Annotated in this window: 12 protein-coding genes; all 12 read left to right on the top strand. The window is 40.0% G+C overall.

Annotation, left to right across the window (positions count from 1 at the left end; all coding sequences use genetic code 11):
• The first annotated feature begins 23 nt into the window (after positions 1 to 23).
• The 12 genes from NYE61_RS04565 to murC all read left to right on the top strand — a co-directional run bounded on the left by NYE61_RS04565 (position 24) and on the right by murC (position 18,839).
• Positions 24 to 935, top strand: coding sequence for an isochorismatase (locus NYE61_RS04565; RefSeq protein ID WP_095307394.1), 912 nt, complete (start codon positions 24 to 26; stop codon positions 933 to 935).
• 22 nt (positions 936 to 957) lie between these two features.
• Positions 958 to 8,112 carry a non-ribosomal peptide synthetase gene (locus NYE61_RS04560; protein ID WP_303447448.1) on the top strand — a complete coding sequence of 2,385 codons (7,155 nt, stop codon included), beginning with the start codon at positions 958 to 960 and terminating at the stop codon, positions 8,110 to 8,112.
• 14 nt (positions 8,113 to 8,126) lie between these two features.
• Positions 8,127 to 8,348, top strand: coding sequence for an MbtH family protein (locus NYE61_RS04555; RefSeq protein ID WP_245347693.1), 222 nt, complete (start codon positions 8,127 to 8,129; stop codon positions 8,346 to 8,348).
• 2 nt (positions 8,349 to 8,350) lie between these two features.
• On the top strand, positions 8,351 to 9,775 hold the full coding sequence (locus tag NYE61_RS04550) for an MDR family MFS transporter (protein ID WP_303447446.1): 1,425 nt from the start codon (positions 8,351 to 8,353) through the stop codon (positions 9,773 to 9,775).
• Positions 9,768 to 10,469 (top strand): 4'-phosphopantetheinyl transferase superfamily protein, encoded by a 702-nt coding sequence (locus NYE61_RS04545; protein WP_303447445.1) that lies wholly within the window; start codon positions 9,768 to 9,770, stop codon positions 10,467 to 10,469. Before NYE61_RS04550 ends, NYE61_RS04545 begins: the two co-directional genes overlap by 8 nt.
• Positions 10,470 to 10,804: 335 nt before the next feature.
• Positions 10,805 to 11,329: a hypothetical protein gene (locus tag NYE61_RS04540; RefSeq protein ID WP_095307388.1), complete on the top strand. Its 525-nt coding sequence runs from the start codon at positions 10,805 to 10,807 to the stop codon at positions 11,327 to 11,329.
• 77 nt (positions 11,330 to 11,406) lie between these two features.
• Positions 11,407 to 11,724 carry a thioredoxin family protein gene (locus tag NYE61_RS04535; RefSeq protein ID WP_095307387.1) on the top strand — a complete coding sequence of 106 codons (318 nt, stop codon included), beginning with the start codon at positions 11,407 to 11,409 and terminating at the stop codon, positions 11,722 to 11,724.
• A 29-nt stretch (positions 11,725 to 11,753) separates the two neighbouring features.
• Positions 11,754 to 12,560: a DUF1444 domain-containing protein gene (locus NYE61_RS04530; RefSeq protein ID WP_095307386.1), complete on the top strand. Its 807-nt coding sequence runs from the start codon at positions 11,754 to 11,756 to the stop codon at positions 12,558 to 12,560.
• Positions 12,561 to 12,574: 14 nt separating this feature from the next.
• Complete coding sequence (gene ytpR, locus NYE61_RS04525) at positions 12,575 to 13,180, top strand: YtpR family tRNA-binding protein (protein ID WP_095307385.1); 606 nt, start codon at positions 12,575 to 12,577, stop codon at positions 13,178 to 13,180.
• A 489-nt stretch (positions 13,181 to 13,669) separates the two neighbouring features.
• Positions 13,670 to 16,036, top strand: a complete 2,367-nt coding sequence (locus NYE61_RS04520) for a DNA translocase FtsK (protein WP_303447444.1) — start codon at positions 13,670 to 13,672, stop codon at positions 16,034 to 16,036.
• 240 nt (positions 16,037 to 16,276) lie between these two features.
• Positions 16,277 to 17,392: a nicotinate phosphoribosyltransferase gene (locus NYE61_RS04515; protein WP_303447443.1), complete on the top strand. Its 1,116-nt coding sequence runs from the start codon at positions 16,277 to 16,279 to the stop codon at positions 17,390 to 17,392.
• A gap of 136 nt (positions 17,393 to 17,528) precedes the next feature.
• A complete protein-coding gene (gene murC, locus NYE61_RS04510) occupies positions 17,529 to 18,839 on the top strand; it encodes a UDP-N-acetylmuramate--L-alanine ligase (RefSeq protein WP_095307381.1) in 1,311 nt (436 codons plus the stop codon).
• Positions 18,840 to 19,069: the final 230 nt, after the last annotated feature.

Below are 19,069 nucleotides of genomic sequence, written 5' to 3'. Positions count from 1 at the left end.
AAAATATGAAAGGAAGTGTTTTAATGGGTATTCCTAAGATTCCATCTTATTCAATGCCGAATGTATCGGATTTTCCAGAAAATAAAGTTTCATGGCAGGTGGACCCGGACAGGGCTGTTCTGCTTATTCATGATATGCAAGATTACTTTTTAAATTTTTATGACAGAGGTCAATCACCGGTGACGGAGCTGGTAGACCATATTGAATTACTGAAAGCACAATGTAAAAAACAATCTATTCCAGTAGTTTATACAGCACAGCCAGGTGATCAGAATCCTGAGGATAGGGCACTGCTAACAGATTTCTGGGGTGAAGGGCTTTCGGATGATCCAGCGCAGACTAGCATCATTGATGCACTCACACCCGAGGAAAATGATTTAATGCTTACGAAATGGCGGTATAGTGCATTTAAAAGATCAGACTTTCTGGATATTATACAGAAACAAGGGCGTGACCAGTTAATTATTTGTGGTGTTTATGCACATATCGGGTGTCTTCTAACTGCAGCTGAAGCATTTATGTATGATATACAGCCTTTCTTTGTTGCTGATGCAGTTGCAGACTTTTCATTGGATGAGCATAAAATGGCGATCGAATATGCAACAAAACGATGTGCAGCTACAACTTCTACTGCTGACATACTGCGAGAATTGCAAGTGATTGAGGGGAGCAATACAAAGGAAGAAACAGACATGACAGGATCATTTACTTTTGAAGCAATGCGCCAACAAGTTGCCGAACTTCTGGATTTGGAGGCTGAAGAACTTTCAGATACTGATGATCTGTTCGATTTAGGGCTTGATTCCATTCGGCTGATGAGTTTGGTTGAATCGTGGAGACAAAACGGATTAGAAGTTAATTTTATCAGGTTGGCAGAAAAAGGTAACTTATCAGCATGGTGGAATTTAATCGATAGGGTAAGTGACAAGGTATAAATGAAAAAGGAGGTTCAAAGATATGCCTAGATCGATAGTGGCGCACCATTCATTGACTGGTGCTCAGGCCGGTATTTGGTATGCACAACAACTGGAACCAGAGAATCCTATTTATAATACGGCTGAATATGTTGAGATTAACGGTAGTCTACAGCTCGAACACTTTGAAAAAGCACTACGGCAGGCAATCGAAGAGGCAGATTCGCTACATACCAGGTTTGGAGAGAGTGAAGACGGTCCATGGCAGGAAGTTCGTGAACAGAGAGATTTTTCCTTTCATTTTATAGATGTAAGTGGGGAGAAAAATCCGCGACAAGCTGCTGAAAGTTGGATGAAGGTCGACCTTGCTGAAGCAATTGATCTGACGCAAGATTTGCTGTTTAAGCAAGCCTTATTTAAGGTGAGTTCGGATCAGTATTTCTGGTATCAGCGTATTCACCATATTGCTGCGGATGCATATGGGTTTGCGCTCATCGCACAGCGAGTGGCAGATATTTATACATCACTTGTATATCGCCATCCTGCTGTAGACAAGCTGGGGTCATATCAAGATGTGTTAGAGGAAAATGAGGCATATCTAACTTCAGAGAAATACATGCATGATCGCACTTTCTGGATGAACCGTTTTAGCGATCAACCCGACGTAGTAAGTTTCGCAGATACTTCGTCGCGATTATCAAACCAGATCATCTATCAGACAGGCTATGTACCAACTGATACAGTGGATCAATTGAAACAAATGGCCAATAGAGGAAGTTTGTATGAAGTAATTGTTGCGGCTGTAGCTGTTTATATGCAGCGTTTAACGAGTGCTGAAGATGTTGTTCTCTGTTTACCGATGATGTGCCGTATGGGCACATCATCGGTAAAGGTACCTGCAATGGTAATGAATTTGCTGCCATTACGTCTTGCGGTGCGTCCAGGTATGACTTTTTCAGAATTAATGCAGCACGTGCAGCGAGAAATGCATGAAGTTCGTTTGCATCAGAATTACCGACATGAAACATTACGGCGAGACCTGAAATTGGTGGGTGGAAATCAGCGATTATTCGGTCCGCAAATTAATATGATGCCGTTTGATTATGAATTAAATTTTGCTGGAAGTATAGGGAAAACGCATAAGCTTCATACAGGACCAGTCGATGATCTTTCTCTAAATATTTATGATCAGCGTGATGGCAAAGGGCTAAGAGTCGATCTTAACGCGAATGCAGATATTTATAGTGAACAGGAAATAGAACTTCATCTCAGGCGTCTTTTACATGTAATAGAAAATATTGCAATGACAGAAGCAGATGTGAACGTTTCGAAAATGAATGTCCTTTTACCAGAGGAAAAAGATAATGTCTTATACAGATGGAATCGTACTTCGTTAGAGCAAGAGCAAGTAACTGTACAGGAAATGTTCGTAAGACAGGCGATATCTACACCGAAGTCTCAAGCGTTGATATTTAATGAAAAGACGCTTACGTATTCTGCATTGAATGAGAAAGTTAATTGTCTTGCCCACTTACTAAAAGAACATGGGCTGGGACCTGAGAAATTTGCTGTATTAGCACTGCCGCGATCAGAAGATATGGTTATTGCCATCTTAGCTGTTCTAAAAACGGGAGCAGCCTATTTACCGATTGATCCGGATTACCCATCTGATCGTATTGCTTATATGCTGGATGATGCCAAGCCTATGTGTATACTGACACATCAGTCAATACAGTATGGTTTGCCAGAAAGCGAAGTTCCGAATCTCGTGTTAGATGATTTAGTTGTTCAGGAAAGGTTAGCTGCCTATGCTAATATCGATTTTCCTTGCGTACCAATAGCACCTCATCGGCCAACATATATGATCTATACATCTGGTTCGACTGGTCGTCCGAAAGGGGTTGTTGTGACCGCGGAAGCCTTGATGAATTTCCTTCATTCGATGCAAAACAGATTTAAATTAGGGGAGGAGGATCGACTTTTAGCTGTTACAACAATCGCTTTTGATATATCGGCACTGGAAATGTTTCTCCCGCTTATTAGCGGATCAAGTTGTGTTATTGCAGAAAAGGACGTAGTTAAAGATCCCGTTTTATTAGCGCATCTGATTGAAGAAAACAGTATTTCTGTCATGCAGGCAACACCAACTCATTGGCATGCCCTCGTCTCGTCATTCCCGCAAAAATTACGGGGACTACGGGTGCTTGTCGGTGGAGAGGCGCTTACAGCTAATCTAGCAGAAGCACTTAATGAACTTGATTGTGAAGTAACAAACCTTTATGGACCGACAGAAACAACGATATGGTCTACAGCGATGACCCTTAATCAGAAGCAAACAGGTATTCCTTCCATCGGGTGCCCGATTGGAAATACTCAGGTATTTGTGCTGGATTCCAGCTTGCAGCCTGTGCCCCCTGGAATGAGCGGAGATTTATATATAGCTGGAAAAGGACTGGCACGAGGATACTTTAACAGACCTGATTTAACTGCGATAAGCTTCATTGCCAACCCATATGGGTCACCAGGAGATCGAATGTATCGGACTGGCGATGTTGTCCGCCGGAGAGCAGATGGCAGGCTTGAATATATAGGTAGATCAGATCATCAGATTAAAATAAGAGGTTTTAGAATAGAGCTTGGGGAAATTGAGGCTTTTCTTGCAAAAGACTGCACTGTTAATCAGGTAGTAGCTGTCGTTCGGGAGGATCAGTTAGGGGATAAGCGTTTAATTGCTTATCTTGTGCCAGAGACAGGGGAAGAAATTAATCTTACTGAACTTCGCCAATCTGCACGAAATAAGCTGCCCGTCCATATGGTTCCTTCCGCATTCGTTATATTAGATGACTTGCCATTAACACCTAATAAGAAAATTGATCGAAAAGCGTTACCGGAACCGGATATCATGAAAGGCGATCAAAGCCGAGAGCCAAGAACCCCACAAGAAGAAATATTATGTGATCTTTATAAACAAGTTCTAGGTGTTTCGCAAATAGGCATTGATGATAGTTTCTTTGATCTTGGTGGACATTCGCTGCTCGCTGCCCAGTTAGTTAATCGAATTCGTGAAGTGTTTGAGGTTGAGATCGGCATTGGAAAAATTTTTGAGACTCCGACTGTTGCAACTCTTGTTAAGCAGCTGGACAAGGGTAAGCAAGTAAGACCACCTATTGAGAAGGCAGAAGCTCAAGAAATGATTCCATTATCATTCGCACAACGACGTTTATGGTTCCTATACCAGCTGGAAGGACCTAGTCCAACTTATAATATCCCAGTTGTCGTTCATTTAAAAGGAATATTAAATTACGATGCATTACGGGATGCGCTCGTGGATGTGGTTGAGCGGCATCAATCTTTAAGAACAATTTTTCCGGAAGAAGCTGGGGCCTCCCAGCAACTGATATTGGATACCGAGGCGGCCAAACCTGTACTGCATGTGCATCAAATTGAAGAAGTGAAATTAAATGATCAATTGAACAAAGCTGTAAGGTATTGCTTTAACTTGGCAGAGGAGCCAGCATTTCGGGTTGAACTTTTTGAAGTGGAAGCGGATAAGTATGTGCTTCTCCTATTACTGCATCACATTGTGGGTGACGGATGGTCGCTCACACCATTAACAGAGGATCTAAAGCGGGCATATGTCAGTCGTTGTCAAGAAGAAGCTCCAAAATGGACAGCATTACCCGTGCAGTATACAGACTATGCGCTTTGGCAAGAAAAACTGCTAGATAACAAACAGGATACCAAAACTTTAGCTGATGAACAGCTCGCTTACTGGCAAGAAACATTAGCAGACTTGCCTGACTACCTAGAATTACCGACAGACTATTCCCGACCATTGGAGTCTAGCTATCAGGGAGAGACATACCAATTTACGATTCGTCCGGAACTGCATCAGCAGTTGCTGGATATCGCTGCACAAAACGGGGTCAGTTTATTTATGACATTACAAGCAGGGCTGACAGCATTGCTGACAAGACTGGGAGCAGGAACGGATATACCTTTAGGGAGCCCTGTAGCGGGAAGAAATGATGATACGCTAACCGACCTTGTTGGTTTATTTATAAACACATTGGTATTGCGTACAGACACATCCGGTAATCCAAGTTTCCGGGAATTGCTCGACAGAGTGAGAACGGTCAATATCAATGCTTATGAAAACCAAGATCTACCGTTTGAAAGATTAGTAGAGGTACTAAATCCAGTTCGTTCGAGATCAAAGCATCCATTATTTCAAATTATGCTCGCACTACAAAATACAACTGCTCCAGACCTGAATTTACCTGATCTAGAGAGTGATCTATCGATTTATAGTGTAGGGGCAGCTAAGTTTGATTTTACGTTAGAGTTTCGTGAACGTTTTAATGACATTGGAAATGCAGATGGTTTAGATGGTTTCCTGGAATTTAGTACGGATCTTTTTACGGAAGAAAGGATCGTATTGATGGTAAGACGGCTTATCCTGTTATTGGAATCAGCTGTGAAGGATCAGGGGCAACCGATTGGGCGTCTTGAAATATTGGAACAGGAAGAAAAGCAAAAGTTGCTTACACTTGGAAGTGTGAAGGAGGATATGCAAGAGCTGTCCTTGCCATCACTATTTGAAAAGCAAGCGATGCTTCATCCAGAAAACATTGCACTCGTAATTGAAAACGAAAAAATGAGTTACCAAACATTGAATCAGAAAGCGAATCAGCTTGCACATTTATTAATAGCTGAAGGTGTTGGCCCGGAGCAGTTTGTCGCACTTGCTCTACCAAGGTCATTTGAAATGATAATCGGTTTATTAGGGATATTGAAGGCTGGAGCAGGATATGTACCGCTCGATCCGAATTATCCAAGTGAACGTATCGCATTTATGCTGGAAGATGTAAAGCCGAAGTTTATTATTACAAATGAAGCATATGCTGCCAAACTTCCGGAAACGGATGTGACTCCAAGTATTGTCTTGGACAAAAAAGAAATTGTAGAAAAGTTAAATGAAAATAAGGTTACAAATCCGACAGATCAACAACGAGTCCAGCCGTTGATGCCGCTTCATCCAGCTTACATTATTTATACTTCCGGCTCAACGGGTCTTCCAAAAGGGGTTGTTATTCCTCACCAAAATGTTCATCGTTTGCTTACAGCAACTGATGAATGGTTCCAATTTAGAGCAGATGATGTATGGACGCTGTTTCACTCTTATGCATTCGACTTTTCTGTTTGGGAAATGTGGGGTGCTCTATTGTATGGAGGTCGTCTTGTCATTGTACCGCATACGATTAGCCGTTCACCTGCTGACTTTCTGCGGTTGCTTGTTCAAGAAGGAGTTACCGTATTAAATCAGACACCTTCCGCATTTTATCAGTTAATGCAGGCAGATCGTGAACAGGAAGTAATCGGGCAGAATCTAGTATTAAGGTATGTCATTTTTGGAGGGGAAGCACTCGAACTAAGTCGATTAGACGATTGGTATGAAAGACATGCTGATGATGCACCGAAACTAATCAATATGTATGGTATTACAGAAACAACTGTTCATGTTACGTACATGGAGCTTAGCAAGAGAACACTTTCAGCACGAGCAGCTAGTATCATTGGCCAAGGTATACCGGATCTTGATGTATTTGTATTGGATAATTTTCTCCAGCCGGTTCCATTAGGTGTCGTAGGGGAATTATATGTATCCGGTCCTGGATTAGCGAGAGGTTATTTTGGGCGTCCTGAATTAACTGCAGGTCGCTTTGTCGCTAATCCCTATGGGGAAAGAGGTGCAAGAATGTATCGCACCGGGGATTTAGCTTGTTGGAAAGACTACGGGGTCCTGGATTATTTAGGCAGAGCCGACCAGCAGGTTAAAATAAGAGGATTCAGAATTGAATTAGGAGAGATTGAACATGTGCTTTCTGAACATCCTCAAGTAGAGCAAGCAACCGTGATAAGCAGGGAAGATCAACCGGGTGATCAACGGCTTATAGCTTATGTTGTCTTAAAGAGAAACGAAAATGGAGAGCATGTTGATTTACGGCATTGGGTTGCGAAACATTTGCCTGATTATATGGTTCCATCAGCGTTTGCAGTGATCGGCGAATTTCCATTAACACCTAATGGCAAACTCGATTACAAGGCATTGCCTCAACCTGACTATACAGCAGAAATGAACGGACGTGGGCCAAGAACACCACAAGAAGAAGTCCTTTGTAACCTGTTTATGGAAGTACTTGAAGTGCCATATGTAGGGATCGATGATGAGTTTTTCCATCTTGGTGGTCATTCTCTGCTTGCTGTACAGTTGATGACGCGAATTAAAGAAACGTTCGGCATAGAGCTTAGTATTGGTAATCTCTTTGAATCTCCGACTGTTGCAGGGCTTGCTGAACGATTGGAATTTGGTGATGATCATAATGCACTTAACGTGTTGCTGCCACTGCGTAGAAGCGGAAGTCTTCCACCGATATTCTGCGTACATCCTGCAGGAGGGCTTAGTTGGTGCTATGCGGGGCTGATCAAAGCATTAAGGAAGGATTTTCCGATATACGGCTTACAGGCACGAGGAATTTCGGAGCCAGGCAACTATCCGAAGTCATTGGATGAAATGGCTGCAGATTATATTGAGCAGATACAAAGTGTTCAGCCTGAGGGTCCTTATCATTTGATTGGATGGTCATTAGGTGGAAATGTTGTTCAAGCAATGGCCACAAAACTTCAACAACAAGGGGAGGAGGTTGCACTTGTCGCTATGCTGGATGCATATCCAAATCATTTTCTGCCGATAAACAATATGCCTGACGAATCAGAAGCACAGATTGCTTTACTTGCCTTGGGAGGATATGATCCTGAAAGTTTTGGGGAGAAGCCATTGGAATTGGAGCATGTAATTGAGTTGCTTAAGAAAGACGGTAGTGCATTAGCAAGCCTTGATGATTCTGTGATTATGAACTTGAAGAAAACATATGTACAGTCTGTACATATTTTGAGCCAATCAGAACCGGAACTATTTGTTGGTGATATTCTCTTTTTCCGGTCAACTATTATTCCAGAGTGGTTTGAGCCGATACATGTCAACGCATGGGAATCTTATGTTCATGGGACCCTTGAAGCGTATGATATTCATTGCCGTCATAAGGATATGTGTCAGCCGGAACCGTTGGCGGAAATCGGAGAAATTATTTCTGAAAAGCTAAACAGTATGTATCGACGTATCTTAATAGATTCATAGAGGAGAGATAGATGATGAGCAATCCTTTCGAAAACCCGGATGGAATTTATGTAGTCTTAATCAATGAGGAAGGCCAGTATTCACTCTGGCCCGACTTTCTGGATATACCATCAGGATGGGAAAATGTTTACGGAGCAGACAATCGCGAAAAGTGCCTGGATTATATTAAATCACATTGGCATAATCAGATGCCAAATAGTTTGAGAGTATCTGAAAGCATTGGTTCCAGGGCTTAGGAATGAAGCAATATTTTAATAATGCTAGAGTAGCAGTTGTCATTGTTTATGTACTTGCTATGTTTATGTCTGCTCTTGATAGTACCATCGTTAATGTAGCATTACCGGCAATTGGGGAAGCGTTCGACGTTCCCCCTTCTGCTACTGGAACAATCAACATCGGCTATCTCGTTAGCTTAGCAATGTTTCTTCCAGCAGCTGGTTGGTTTGGTGACCGTTTTGGAACGAAACGTGTATTTCTAGCCGCGCTTGCACTATTTACGATTGCATCAGCATTATGCGGAATAGCTCACAATATGTTTACATTGAATCTGTATCGAATTTTGCAGGGCATAGGGGCAGGTTTTCTTACCCCTGTTGGTATGGCGATTTTATTTAGAACGTTTACCCATGAAGAACGGCCAAAGCTTTCACGTATACTAATTATACCAATCGCACTTGCACCTGCACTTGGCCCGGTAATTGGCGGATTGCTTGTAGATGTTCTTTCCTGGCGATGGATATTTTATATGAATATTCCAGTTGGCATACTAGCCTTAGTAATTGGGAAGGTATACTTGCAGGAACATCTGGAGGAAGCGGTAGGGAAATTTGATTATAAAGGTTTTTTACTGTCGCTATCAGGTTTTTCGATGTCAATTTATGCACTCACACAAGGTACGATAAAAGGTTGGACTTCTCCGGAAATTCTAATTACTGGTCTTGTCGGTATTTCTTTCATGATTGCGCTCGTTCTTGTAGAACTTCGTATCGACAAACCGATGATCAATTTAAGCCTCTTGAAAGATCCGATGTTTCGCATAATGAGTCTAATCAGTCTCTGTTCAGCGGCTGGTTTATTGGGGATGCTTTACGTATTTCCGCTCATGTACCAAAACGCATTAAATGTAAGTGCTTTACACACAGGACTAACAACATTTCTAGAAGCGCTTGGATTAATGGCAGCTTCTCAAATCATGCCTTGGACCCTGAAAAGACTTGGATTGCAGCGTCTGCTAGTCTTTTCACTATTAGGAACCATTATTGTATTTATACTCATTGCACTATCGGCATCATCTAATCCATGGTTGCTCAGAGTATTGATGTTTGGTATTGGCTTTTTCCTGGGCCAGACCGTAGGAGCTGCACAAATTTCTGCATTTAAACATATCGATTCTGCTTCTATGAGCAGAGCAACAACATTATTTAATATGCAGAACAGACTAGGCTCTGTACTTGGTGTAGCTATATTGTCCAGTGTACTCGGTGCATCGGATGCAGCAGGGGCTGAACATATTGGATTATTGAACTACCAGTATGCATTGTTCGGCGCTGCTATATTTCTAATTATCGCATGGATCATTGCAATGAGATTTAAAGAAACGGAAAATAAGCGTAAGCCACAGTTGCAATCGGAAGATGTGGAAAGGAGCAAAGGGATTGGTTGAAGTTTATATTTGTCAATTACCCGAACAAAAAAGCCAATCAGAGCTAACATCCATGCTGGCATATGTATCTGGCGAAAGGCAAAAACGATTAATGCAATTCTTTCACCTCGCAGATGCTTACCGTACACTGGTCGGTGAACTGTTGATTAAGCATGTGCTTTATAAACAGTCAGGGAAGCGAGCGAAGGATATTACAATAGAAAAAAATGCATATGGTAAGCCATATTTTCCAGATTATCCTTCTTTACAATTCAATATTTCACATTCTGGTGATTTTGTTGTCTGTGCGGTGCACGATCAGCAGGTGGGCATTGATGTAGAAGAGGTAAGGGTATTTGATTTATGTATGGCTAAGCAGCTTTTTACCGAGTTTGAATATTGGGAAATACTTGCAGCAGAGAATAAAAGCCTTGTATGCTTTGATATTTGGACAATGAAAGAAAGCTATGTGAAGGCATTAGGAAAAGGGTTGGCTATTCCTCTTGATTCTTTTCGGGTGAAAAAAATAAAGATGGACCAGGCTGTTATTATAGATATGGATAGAAATGAAGAGATTAAGGGCTTCATGCTAAAGCAATTTACAATTGCAAAAGACTACAAGCTTGCTGTATGTGCACATGGTGCAAGTGAATATAACTTTTGTAAATATCCGGATCAGATAAGTTTTCACCACTTATGTAACGATGTTATGTAGAAGTCAAAAGCTTTGGAAAAGGATAACCTATAATAGCATACAAATTGTTTTTATAAATTATAAAACGTGAGCGGTGGTCCTCTACTGCTCACGTTTATTTTGGGTGAACTGATTATAACCAAATAGACTCTAAAGTGTTATTGGTTCTTTAGCTGTTTTCATCGACTGCCTCCAGTTTTATCACCTTTCAAAAATGTTCGATTTATCGAACTCCCAAAAATATGGATGAAGTTCGTACGTTGCTAACTGGGCACAGCCGCTTTTGTTCTTTAAAAATAAATCATTTCATAGTATCATGAACAATGGCTAAAAAGTACGTACTAGGAGGAAGCGTCGTGAAAAATTTAATCGTTACGCTATCTGTAACAGCTTTAGCTATTATATTGCTTGCTGGGTGTGGATTTAAATCAGAGGAAGAAGCAGTAGCTGATGCAAAAGAAGCGGCTGAAGCGGTATTTTATAGTGATACACCGGTTGAAACAAATTATGAAATGGAAAGTAATTCTATTTATATACCTGATCGTTTAGAAGTAGAGAGCAAAGATGAAAGTAATTTGATTCTTGTTGATGGGAAGCAAACATACATCGTTTTTTATAACGAATTTGAACCCGCTTCAAGTGAGTTGAATTACGAGGCTGCTCAGTCAGATCAAGCACTGGTGCTGGATTCGTACAGTGATGGTGATAAATTTGGGTATATGCGAATTCTGCCTGACGATGGAGAGGGCTACGAATTACAAATTGGCATTGGAGGCGCTAAAATCACCACATATACCCAAAAGTCTAGAATCAAGAATGATGCAAGTGAGTTAATGAACATTGCAAAATCAATTGCTATCGAGCAGGAGAGCATAGAGTAAACACATGTTCAACCCTTGATAATTGAATCATACTTGAAACAAAGCTATGATAGTAAAGGAAAGGGAGTTGAGACGAAATGAAACAGTTAGAAACAGTTGAGCAATTTAATGATTTAAAAGATAATGAACGTGTTATTTTTATATTTTCCGCTGGCTGGTGCCCAGATTGTCGTGTTATTGAGCCGATATTACCTGAAATTGAACAAGCCTATTCACAGTATCAATTTGTCGAAGTAAATCGAGATAATTTTATTGAACTTTGTCAGGACTACGATATATACGGCATTCCAAGCTTCTTAGCTTTCGTAAACGGCAAGGAAGCTGGTCGCTTTGTTAGTAAGGACCGGAAAACAAAAGAAGAGATTGAGCAATTTATTAACGGACTATCGGTATAAGCTCAAGTGGTACAGGAGGTGACGATTGCATGAAAATGACGAGCTTTAAAATGAAAAAAGTATTGGAAGAACGTTTTGCGAATGAATATTTTAAGACTTCGTTTAATCGTGATAAAGATACATTCAGAGTAGAATGGAAGGAATCGAACCAAGGAATTACAATTACATTACCAAATGTAATCGTAAAATACAATCAGCGTGGAGAAGTGGCTATTGATGAGCTGGAGGAGCATGTGAGAGAGGCGCTCCGAATTATGAATGAGGAGCATCAGCTTGCGGGAATGGAGAAACATATATACCCTGTTATGCGTTCACCGTCCTTTCCAACGGAAACCAAAGCCGGTACAAAGCTTGTCTATAAGGATCATACAGCAGAAACGCGTGTTTTCTATGCGCTAGATTTAGGTAAATCCTATCGGCTGATAGATGAAAAGCTTCTTGAACAAGAAGGTTGGACTGCTTCACGCATTGATGAAATAGCAACATTTAATGTACGTTCCTTGAGTCTTGATTATAAGCACGACCAAGTAGCTGATAATGATTTTTATTTTGTTGCAACACAGGATGGCTATGATGCAAGCAGAATATTAAATGAAGCTTTCTTAGAAGAGATGAAGGCGAATGCCAAAGGTGATTTAACTGTAGCCGTTCCCCACCAAGATGTGTTAATCATAGCTGACATTCAAAATAAAATGGGGTATGATATTTTAGCGCAGATGACAATGAAGTTCTTCGCGGAAGGACGTATACCAATTACCTCTCTTCCATTTATTTATGAAAATAAGAAGTTAGAACCAATCTTTATACTTGCAAAAAATAGACCTGAAAAAAGCTAGAAAGGATGAATGTAATGGATGTTTTTTACAATCCAGATGGTATTGGTGACGTGTTACTGATTCCAATCAAGGATGGAGACCGTTATGAAATCGAACACGAAAGATTCGGTCCAATTACAAAAATCACTTCAAAAAAAGGTGAGGTGCTTGGCTACAATATATTTGAAGCTTCGAAGCATTTTGATTTAGCAGAAAAGGGAAAGATAAAGTTGACGGAATCCTTCTTACAAGAGATTAAGCAATTATTCGCGGTAAATCAACTTAGTGATCAGCTTGATTTTGACTTGAGTCCAAAATTTGTAGTTGGCTATGTAACAAGTAAGGATAGCCATGAAAATGCCGATAAATTGAGTGTTTGCCAAGTTGACGTGGGTACCGAAACATTACAAATTGTATGTGGAGCACCGAATGTGGATGCAGGTCAAAAAGTAGTCGTGGCTAAAGTTGGCGCAACAATGCCAAGTGGTTTGAAAATCAAACCTTCTGAATTACGAGGAGTACCATCAAATGGTATGATTTGTTCACAAAAAGAATTAGGGCTCCCGAATGCGCCAGCGGAAAAAGGAATTTATGTATTGGATGATTCTTATTCAGTAGGAGAAGAATTTATCACGCATTAACGGGCTGGTCGACTTAGATCGCGACGTCCTGTGCGTTGTGATACCCACCCTCTTTGCGTAAGAAATACAAAAATGTGAAGGTGGGAGGGAGATAAATATCCCGTAACTCCAGATTCTGTTCTACTAACATTCAGTAAGGGAGGAAAAGAACCTCCTTTACTGAATGAAGTTTTACTTTATCGTTTAAATAAGGCAAAAGGACAACCTTTCACATGAGTGCGAGGTTGTTTTTTTCGTTTACCTGCCTACTTTTAATTAAGTTTTTTCATCTTCATCAAGTTACATAGATAATCGACATTGCTTGAGACCCAGAGAAGATGATGGTAAACCAGGTAATTCAACTTATGTTTTCTTACATACGTTTCAAAAAAACCTAAAAACTGCTAGAATAGAAAATGATTAACTATAATGTTATACCATTATTGTATGGGGATAGGCAGGAAAGGTTTCTATTTTCCTGTCCGCTAAAGAAAAGAAAGAGTGATAGATATGTTTGAACAATGGAAGAAAAAATTAAAAAATATATTTACAGAAGAAGTAGAAGTGGAAGTTGAAGAAATTGTGGAGATTAAGGCAAACCCTAGCCTTCATAATAAAGAAAATAAACAAGTTGAAGCGAGAATGATGTATCAGTATCCTGAGAAAAATTCATTTCGTTTTCCTGTTATACCTGATGTGCCAACAAAAAAAACGGTAAACCGGCCAGCTGAAAGTAAAGTTGATTATGAAACGTCTGCGCCCACATTTAAAAAGGAGAAGAAGCGGGAAGAAAGAAAGTTTGAAGAACCGATAAGACATGACAGGAAAGTATACAAAAAGAATCCTGACATTCCATTCGAGCCTACAGACGTACCATCGCCAATTTATGGCTATCAAAAGAGGCAGAAAGAGAAGGAAATAGAAAATGTTCCTGCATATAAACGGAAGGATCAAATACAGGAAGAAAAACGTAATGAAGAACAGATTCCTATCTTCTCAAAGATAGAGGAACGCAAACAAAAATCTGCGTCACCAATAGAAGTGCAAAACAAGGCAGTTGAAAGTATTACAAAGGAATCTTCTCTTTATAAAGAAGAGACAAGCCCTGTAATCGAGGCAGAGAAAGAGGCTGCAGCTACAGAAGCTCCTCTAGAAAATGTAATAAAAACAGAAGATACGAGTTCCGAAGTGCAGGAAAGAAATCGAAAAGAAAAAATTAATCCGATTAGCACACAACAGAATCAGCGAGTATCGGAAAGAAGAAGTGAAAGAAAGTCGGAACCATTTAATGTTATCATGACACCTCGTGATAAAAAACGACTTTATGACCGAAAACGTAATGAAGTATGGAAGCAACAGGCAGCGACAATAGAAAAGATGGAAACAAAGGAAACGCAGCAGGAAGAAGAACCTGTAACTCAACAAGGAGCAGTGGAGCAGGAAGTTATTGATATCATACAGCAACAAGAGCTTGTACGGGAAGTCCCTGTTCACTTACTCAATGATCCGGTAGAAAAAAACAATGACGACAAGCTTTGGGTAACAGAACAACAACAGTTGCTAGAACAAACGCTAAAATATTTTAATGTACGTGCACGTGTCGTAAAAGCGACACAAGGACCATCTGTTACAAGATTTGAAGTTCATCCAGAGTTAGGCGTTAAGGTAAGCAAGATTAAAAATCTTTCCGATGATTTGAAATTGAACATGTCTGCAAGAGATATCCGTATCGAAGCTCCGATTCCGGGGAAAAATACAGTTGGAATTGAGGTGCCGAATCTGAAAGCAGAGATGGTAGGCTTGCAAGGTATTTTTGAAACGGAAGAATTTAAAGAAAGTAAATCACCGCTTAGCATTGCACTCGGCTTAACGATTGAAGGAAATCCAAAGATCACAAATATCCAAAAGATGCCACATGGTTTGATTGCAGGTGCAACAGGTTCCGGGAAGAGTGTTTGTATTAACACGATTTTAATTAGTCTCATCTACAAAGCAAATCATGAGGATGTTAAATTTTTGCTCATTGACCCGAAAATGGTCGAGCTAGCACCTTACAATGGCATTCCACATCTAGTTGCACCAGTTATAACAGATGTGAAAGCTGCAACACAAAGTTTGAAGTGGGCAGTGAATGAAATGGAAGACCGTTACGAGAAATTCGTTCAGGAAGGTGTGCGAGACATTGAACGCTACAACCAGAAGGTAATCAAACAAGGTCGTAGCAGTGTAAAAATGCCGTTCATCGTAATTGTGATTGATGAGCTTGCTGACTTAATGATGATGTCGCCGCAGGATGTGGAGGATTCAATTAGCCGAATTGCCCAAAAAGCGAGAGCATGCGGGATACATTTATTATTGGCCACACAGCGTCCATCTGTTGATGTTATTACAGGACTAATTAAAGCAAATATCCCAACACGGATTGCATTTAGTGTATCGTCCCAAATTGACTCGCGGACTATTATTGATTCTAGCGGGGCGGAAAAGCTTCTTGGAAGGGGCGACATGTTATTTGTAGAGAATGGTGCTGGTCAAAGTGTCCGTCTACAAGGTCCGTATGTCTCCGACGAGGAAATCGAACGGGTAACAAGTTATGCTAGAAGCTTAGCTGAGCCGAACTATCTATTTGAACAGGAACAATTGCTGGAGCAAATTACCGTAGATGAGGATGCGGATGAATTAATGGATGAAGCAATTCAATTTGTTATGAATCACCAAAGTGCAAGCACATCGCTCTTGCAGCGTCATTTTAAAATTGGCTACAACCGGGCAGCACGCTTGATTGATGCACTAGAGGAACGAGGTATTATTTCTGGACAAAATGGAAGTAAACCGAGAGAAGTATTAATTAGTCCATCCCAACTAGATGAAATGTAATTTACCATGCATTTGCGAGCTTAACACCTCCACCTTAAGTGTGAGAAAAGCAAAAACGTGAAAGTGGGGTTAACATCCCGTAAATTCCTGATTCTATTCAAAGGCCTGCGGGTCTCCCTTGTGGTGCTACCATTTAGTGGAGAAAGGACCCCCACAAAATGAAATTTCACTTTATTTGTCTAGTTGGGGAATTTTCTATATGATAAAAGAACGAATTGTTACTGATAAGGAGAGCCTATTATGAAAGAAATTGAACAAAAGCTAGAAGGTAAAATTAAACGATTAACGAACAGAACCTTTAAATTTGACGAAAGAATCCGTGAGGGATGGTTTTCAGCCGTTTATTTTCTTAAAACGAAAAAAATTGCAGAGGAAAAATTAGCAAATAATTATGTAACGATGCAATTTTTTCAAAAGGAGCATGCTGTATTATGTGGAACTGATGAGGTAATTGCATTGTTACATACATTTGCAGACCGTCCAGAAACGCTGAAAATCCACTCGCTAAAAGATGGAGATAGAATCAGTCCGTACGAAACAGTTCTCACAATTTCTGGGTCTTATCAGCAATTTGGCTTTTTAGAAGGAATTATTGATGGAATCCTTGCAAGAAGAACATCTGTAGCGACAAATGTATACAATGTGGTAAAAGCTGCACGAACCTCCGGGGAGCAAAAACCAGTTGTTTTTATGGGAGATCGTGATGACCACTACACGACTCAGGCAGGGGACGGATATGCTGCATTTATCGGTGGGTCCACTGCACAAGCTACGCACGCCATGAATGAATGGTGGGGTAAAGAAGGAATGGGAACAATGCCGCATGCATTGATTCAAATGTTCCGTGGAGATACCGTAGCAGCTGCTAAAGCCTATCATGAACTATTTCCTGAAGATGATTTGGCTGCGCTTGTTGATTACAATAACGATGTGATAACAGATTCATTAAAGGTTGCCAGAGAATTTGGAGGTGCTCTTAAATCCGTTCGTCTCGATACATCCCGTACATTAGTGGATAAGTACTTTTTAAGAAACCATCATTTAATGGGAACTTTTGATCCAAGAGGTGTGAATCCCGAATTACTTTTTGCATTAAGAGAAGCATTGGATGATGACGGCTTCCAGCATGTTAAAATAATGGTTACTGGCGGATTCACAGAAGAACGGATTACCGAATTTGAAAAAGCTGGAGTACCTGTAGATATGTATGGTGTTGGAAGAAGTTTACTACGCTTAAATGTTGGGTTTACAGGAGATTTAGTACTGCTTAATGGAAGTCCGGAAGCGAAAGAAGGACGCAGATATAGACCAAATCCACGATTGGAAAAGGTTGACTATAACGCTCCAAACGCATGATACAGCCGTGCTTTTGAAAATAAGAGAAAAGTATTTGAATCTATATCAATTTTTGCTATAATGAATCGGTGTGAATATCCTTTCATACAATTATTTGCAGATGTAACGTTTGTATGAACAAGTTGGAGGTTCGTTTATGACAACTTACCATTTTATTGGTATTAAAGGGACAGGAATGAGTGCTCTTGCGCAGATCCTTCATGATTCGGGTGAAAAGGTGCAAGGGTCTGATTATGAGAAAAAATTTTTTACGCAGGAAGCACTTGAAGAAAAGCAGATTCCAATTCTTGCTTTTTCTGAAAGTAATATTAAAAAAGAGTTTACCGTTATTGCCGGAAATGCATTTTCAGATGAGCATATAGAAATTCAGGAAGCGAAAAGATTAGGCTGTACATTTTACAGATATCATGAATTCCTTGGCGAATGGTTGAAGCAGTATACAAGCATTGCCGTCACAGGTGCACATGGGAAAACATCAACAACTGGGTTATTAGCCCATGTGTTAGATGAAACATTCCCTATTTCTTATTTAATAGGTGATGGTACAGGCAATGGTCATGTTGACAGCCAGTATTTTGTTTTTGAAGCTTGTGAGTACCGTCGTCATTTCTTAAGCTATGAGCCTGATTATGCGATTATGACAAATATTGATTTTGACCATCCAGATTACTTTACGAGTCTTGATGACGTAGTCGATGCGTTTCAATCCATGGCAGACCGAGTAAAAAAATGTATTATTGCATGTGGTGATGATGAAGAACTGCAAAAGATTCATACGAAGGTTCCGGTAATTTATTATGGGTTTGCTGCAACAAATGACTTCCAAGCTCAGAATGTGCAGGAAACAGAAAATGGAACGCAGTTTGACGTGTTTGTAAGAAATACGTACTATGAAACGTTTACGATTCCGATGTATGGAAATCATCATATTCTAAATGCGCTATCTGTCATTGCGATTTGCCATTATGAAGGTATTCAAGCAGCAGATATTAAAAATCTATCTACATTTAAAGGGGTTAAGCGCCGCTTTAGTGAAAAAGAAATTGCTGGTCAAGTAATTATTGATGATTACGCACATCATCCAAGGGAAATTACGGCTACAATTGAGTCTGCGAGAAAGAAATACCCGAATAAGCAAATTGCAGCTGTTTTTCAACCACATACATTTACAAGAACAAAAACATTCCTGCAAGAGTTTGCTGATAGCCTAAATGAAGCAGATCACGTTTATTTATGTGATATCTTCGGCTCTGCTCGAGAAGAATCGGGTCAGCTGTCAATTAATGACTTACAGCAATTAATTTCAGGAAGTGAAATCCTCGAATTAAATCAAACAGAAGTGTTACAGCAGTTTAAAGACAGTGTTCTAATTTTCATGGGTGCTGGAGATATTCAAAAATTCCAAAAGGCGTATGAAGAGACGCTAAAAAACTCAATAAAAAACTAATGCCGTAAACCATCAATTCTAGTAATTGGTGGTTTATTTTTTACTTGTAATAAAATCAAAGTATTTTAATTAGACCACGTTTATACGGTTGAGATAAAATAATAGAAATTTGCTGTTTATGTTTACGGAATAAATTATATGGGAAAATAAGCTATACAAGTAAGATATATTTTTCATATGAGTAGGCAGGAATTCTATCATATTTGTCGAAATTGTTAAAGGAAAGGGTT

The sequence above is a fragment of the Oceanobacillus sp. FSL W7-1304 genome, from assembly GCF_037969805.1.
GTDB lineage: Bacteria > Bacillota > Bacilli > Bacillales > Amphibacillaceae > Oceanobacillus > Oceanobacillus profundus.
Note: the sequence above shows the minus strand (reverse complement) of the source record. Positions and strands in the feature narration are given on the sequence as shown.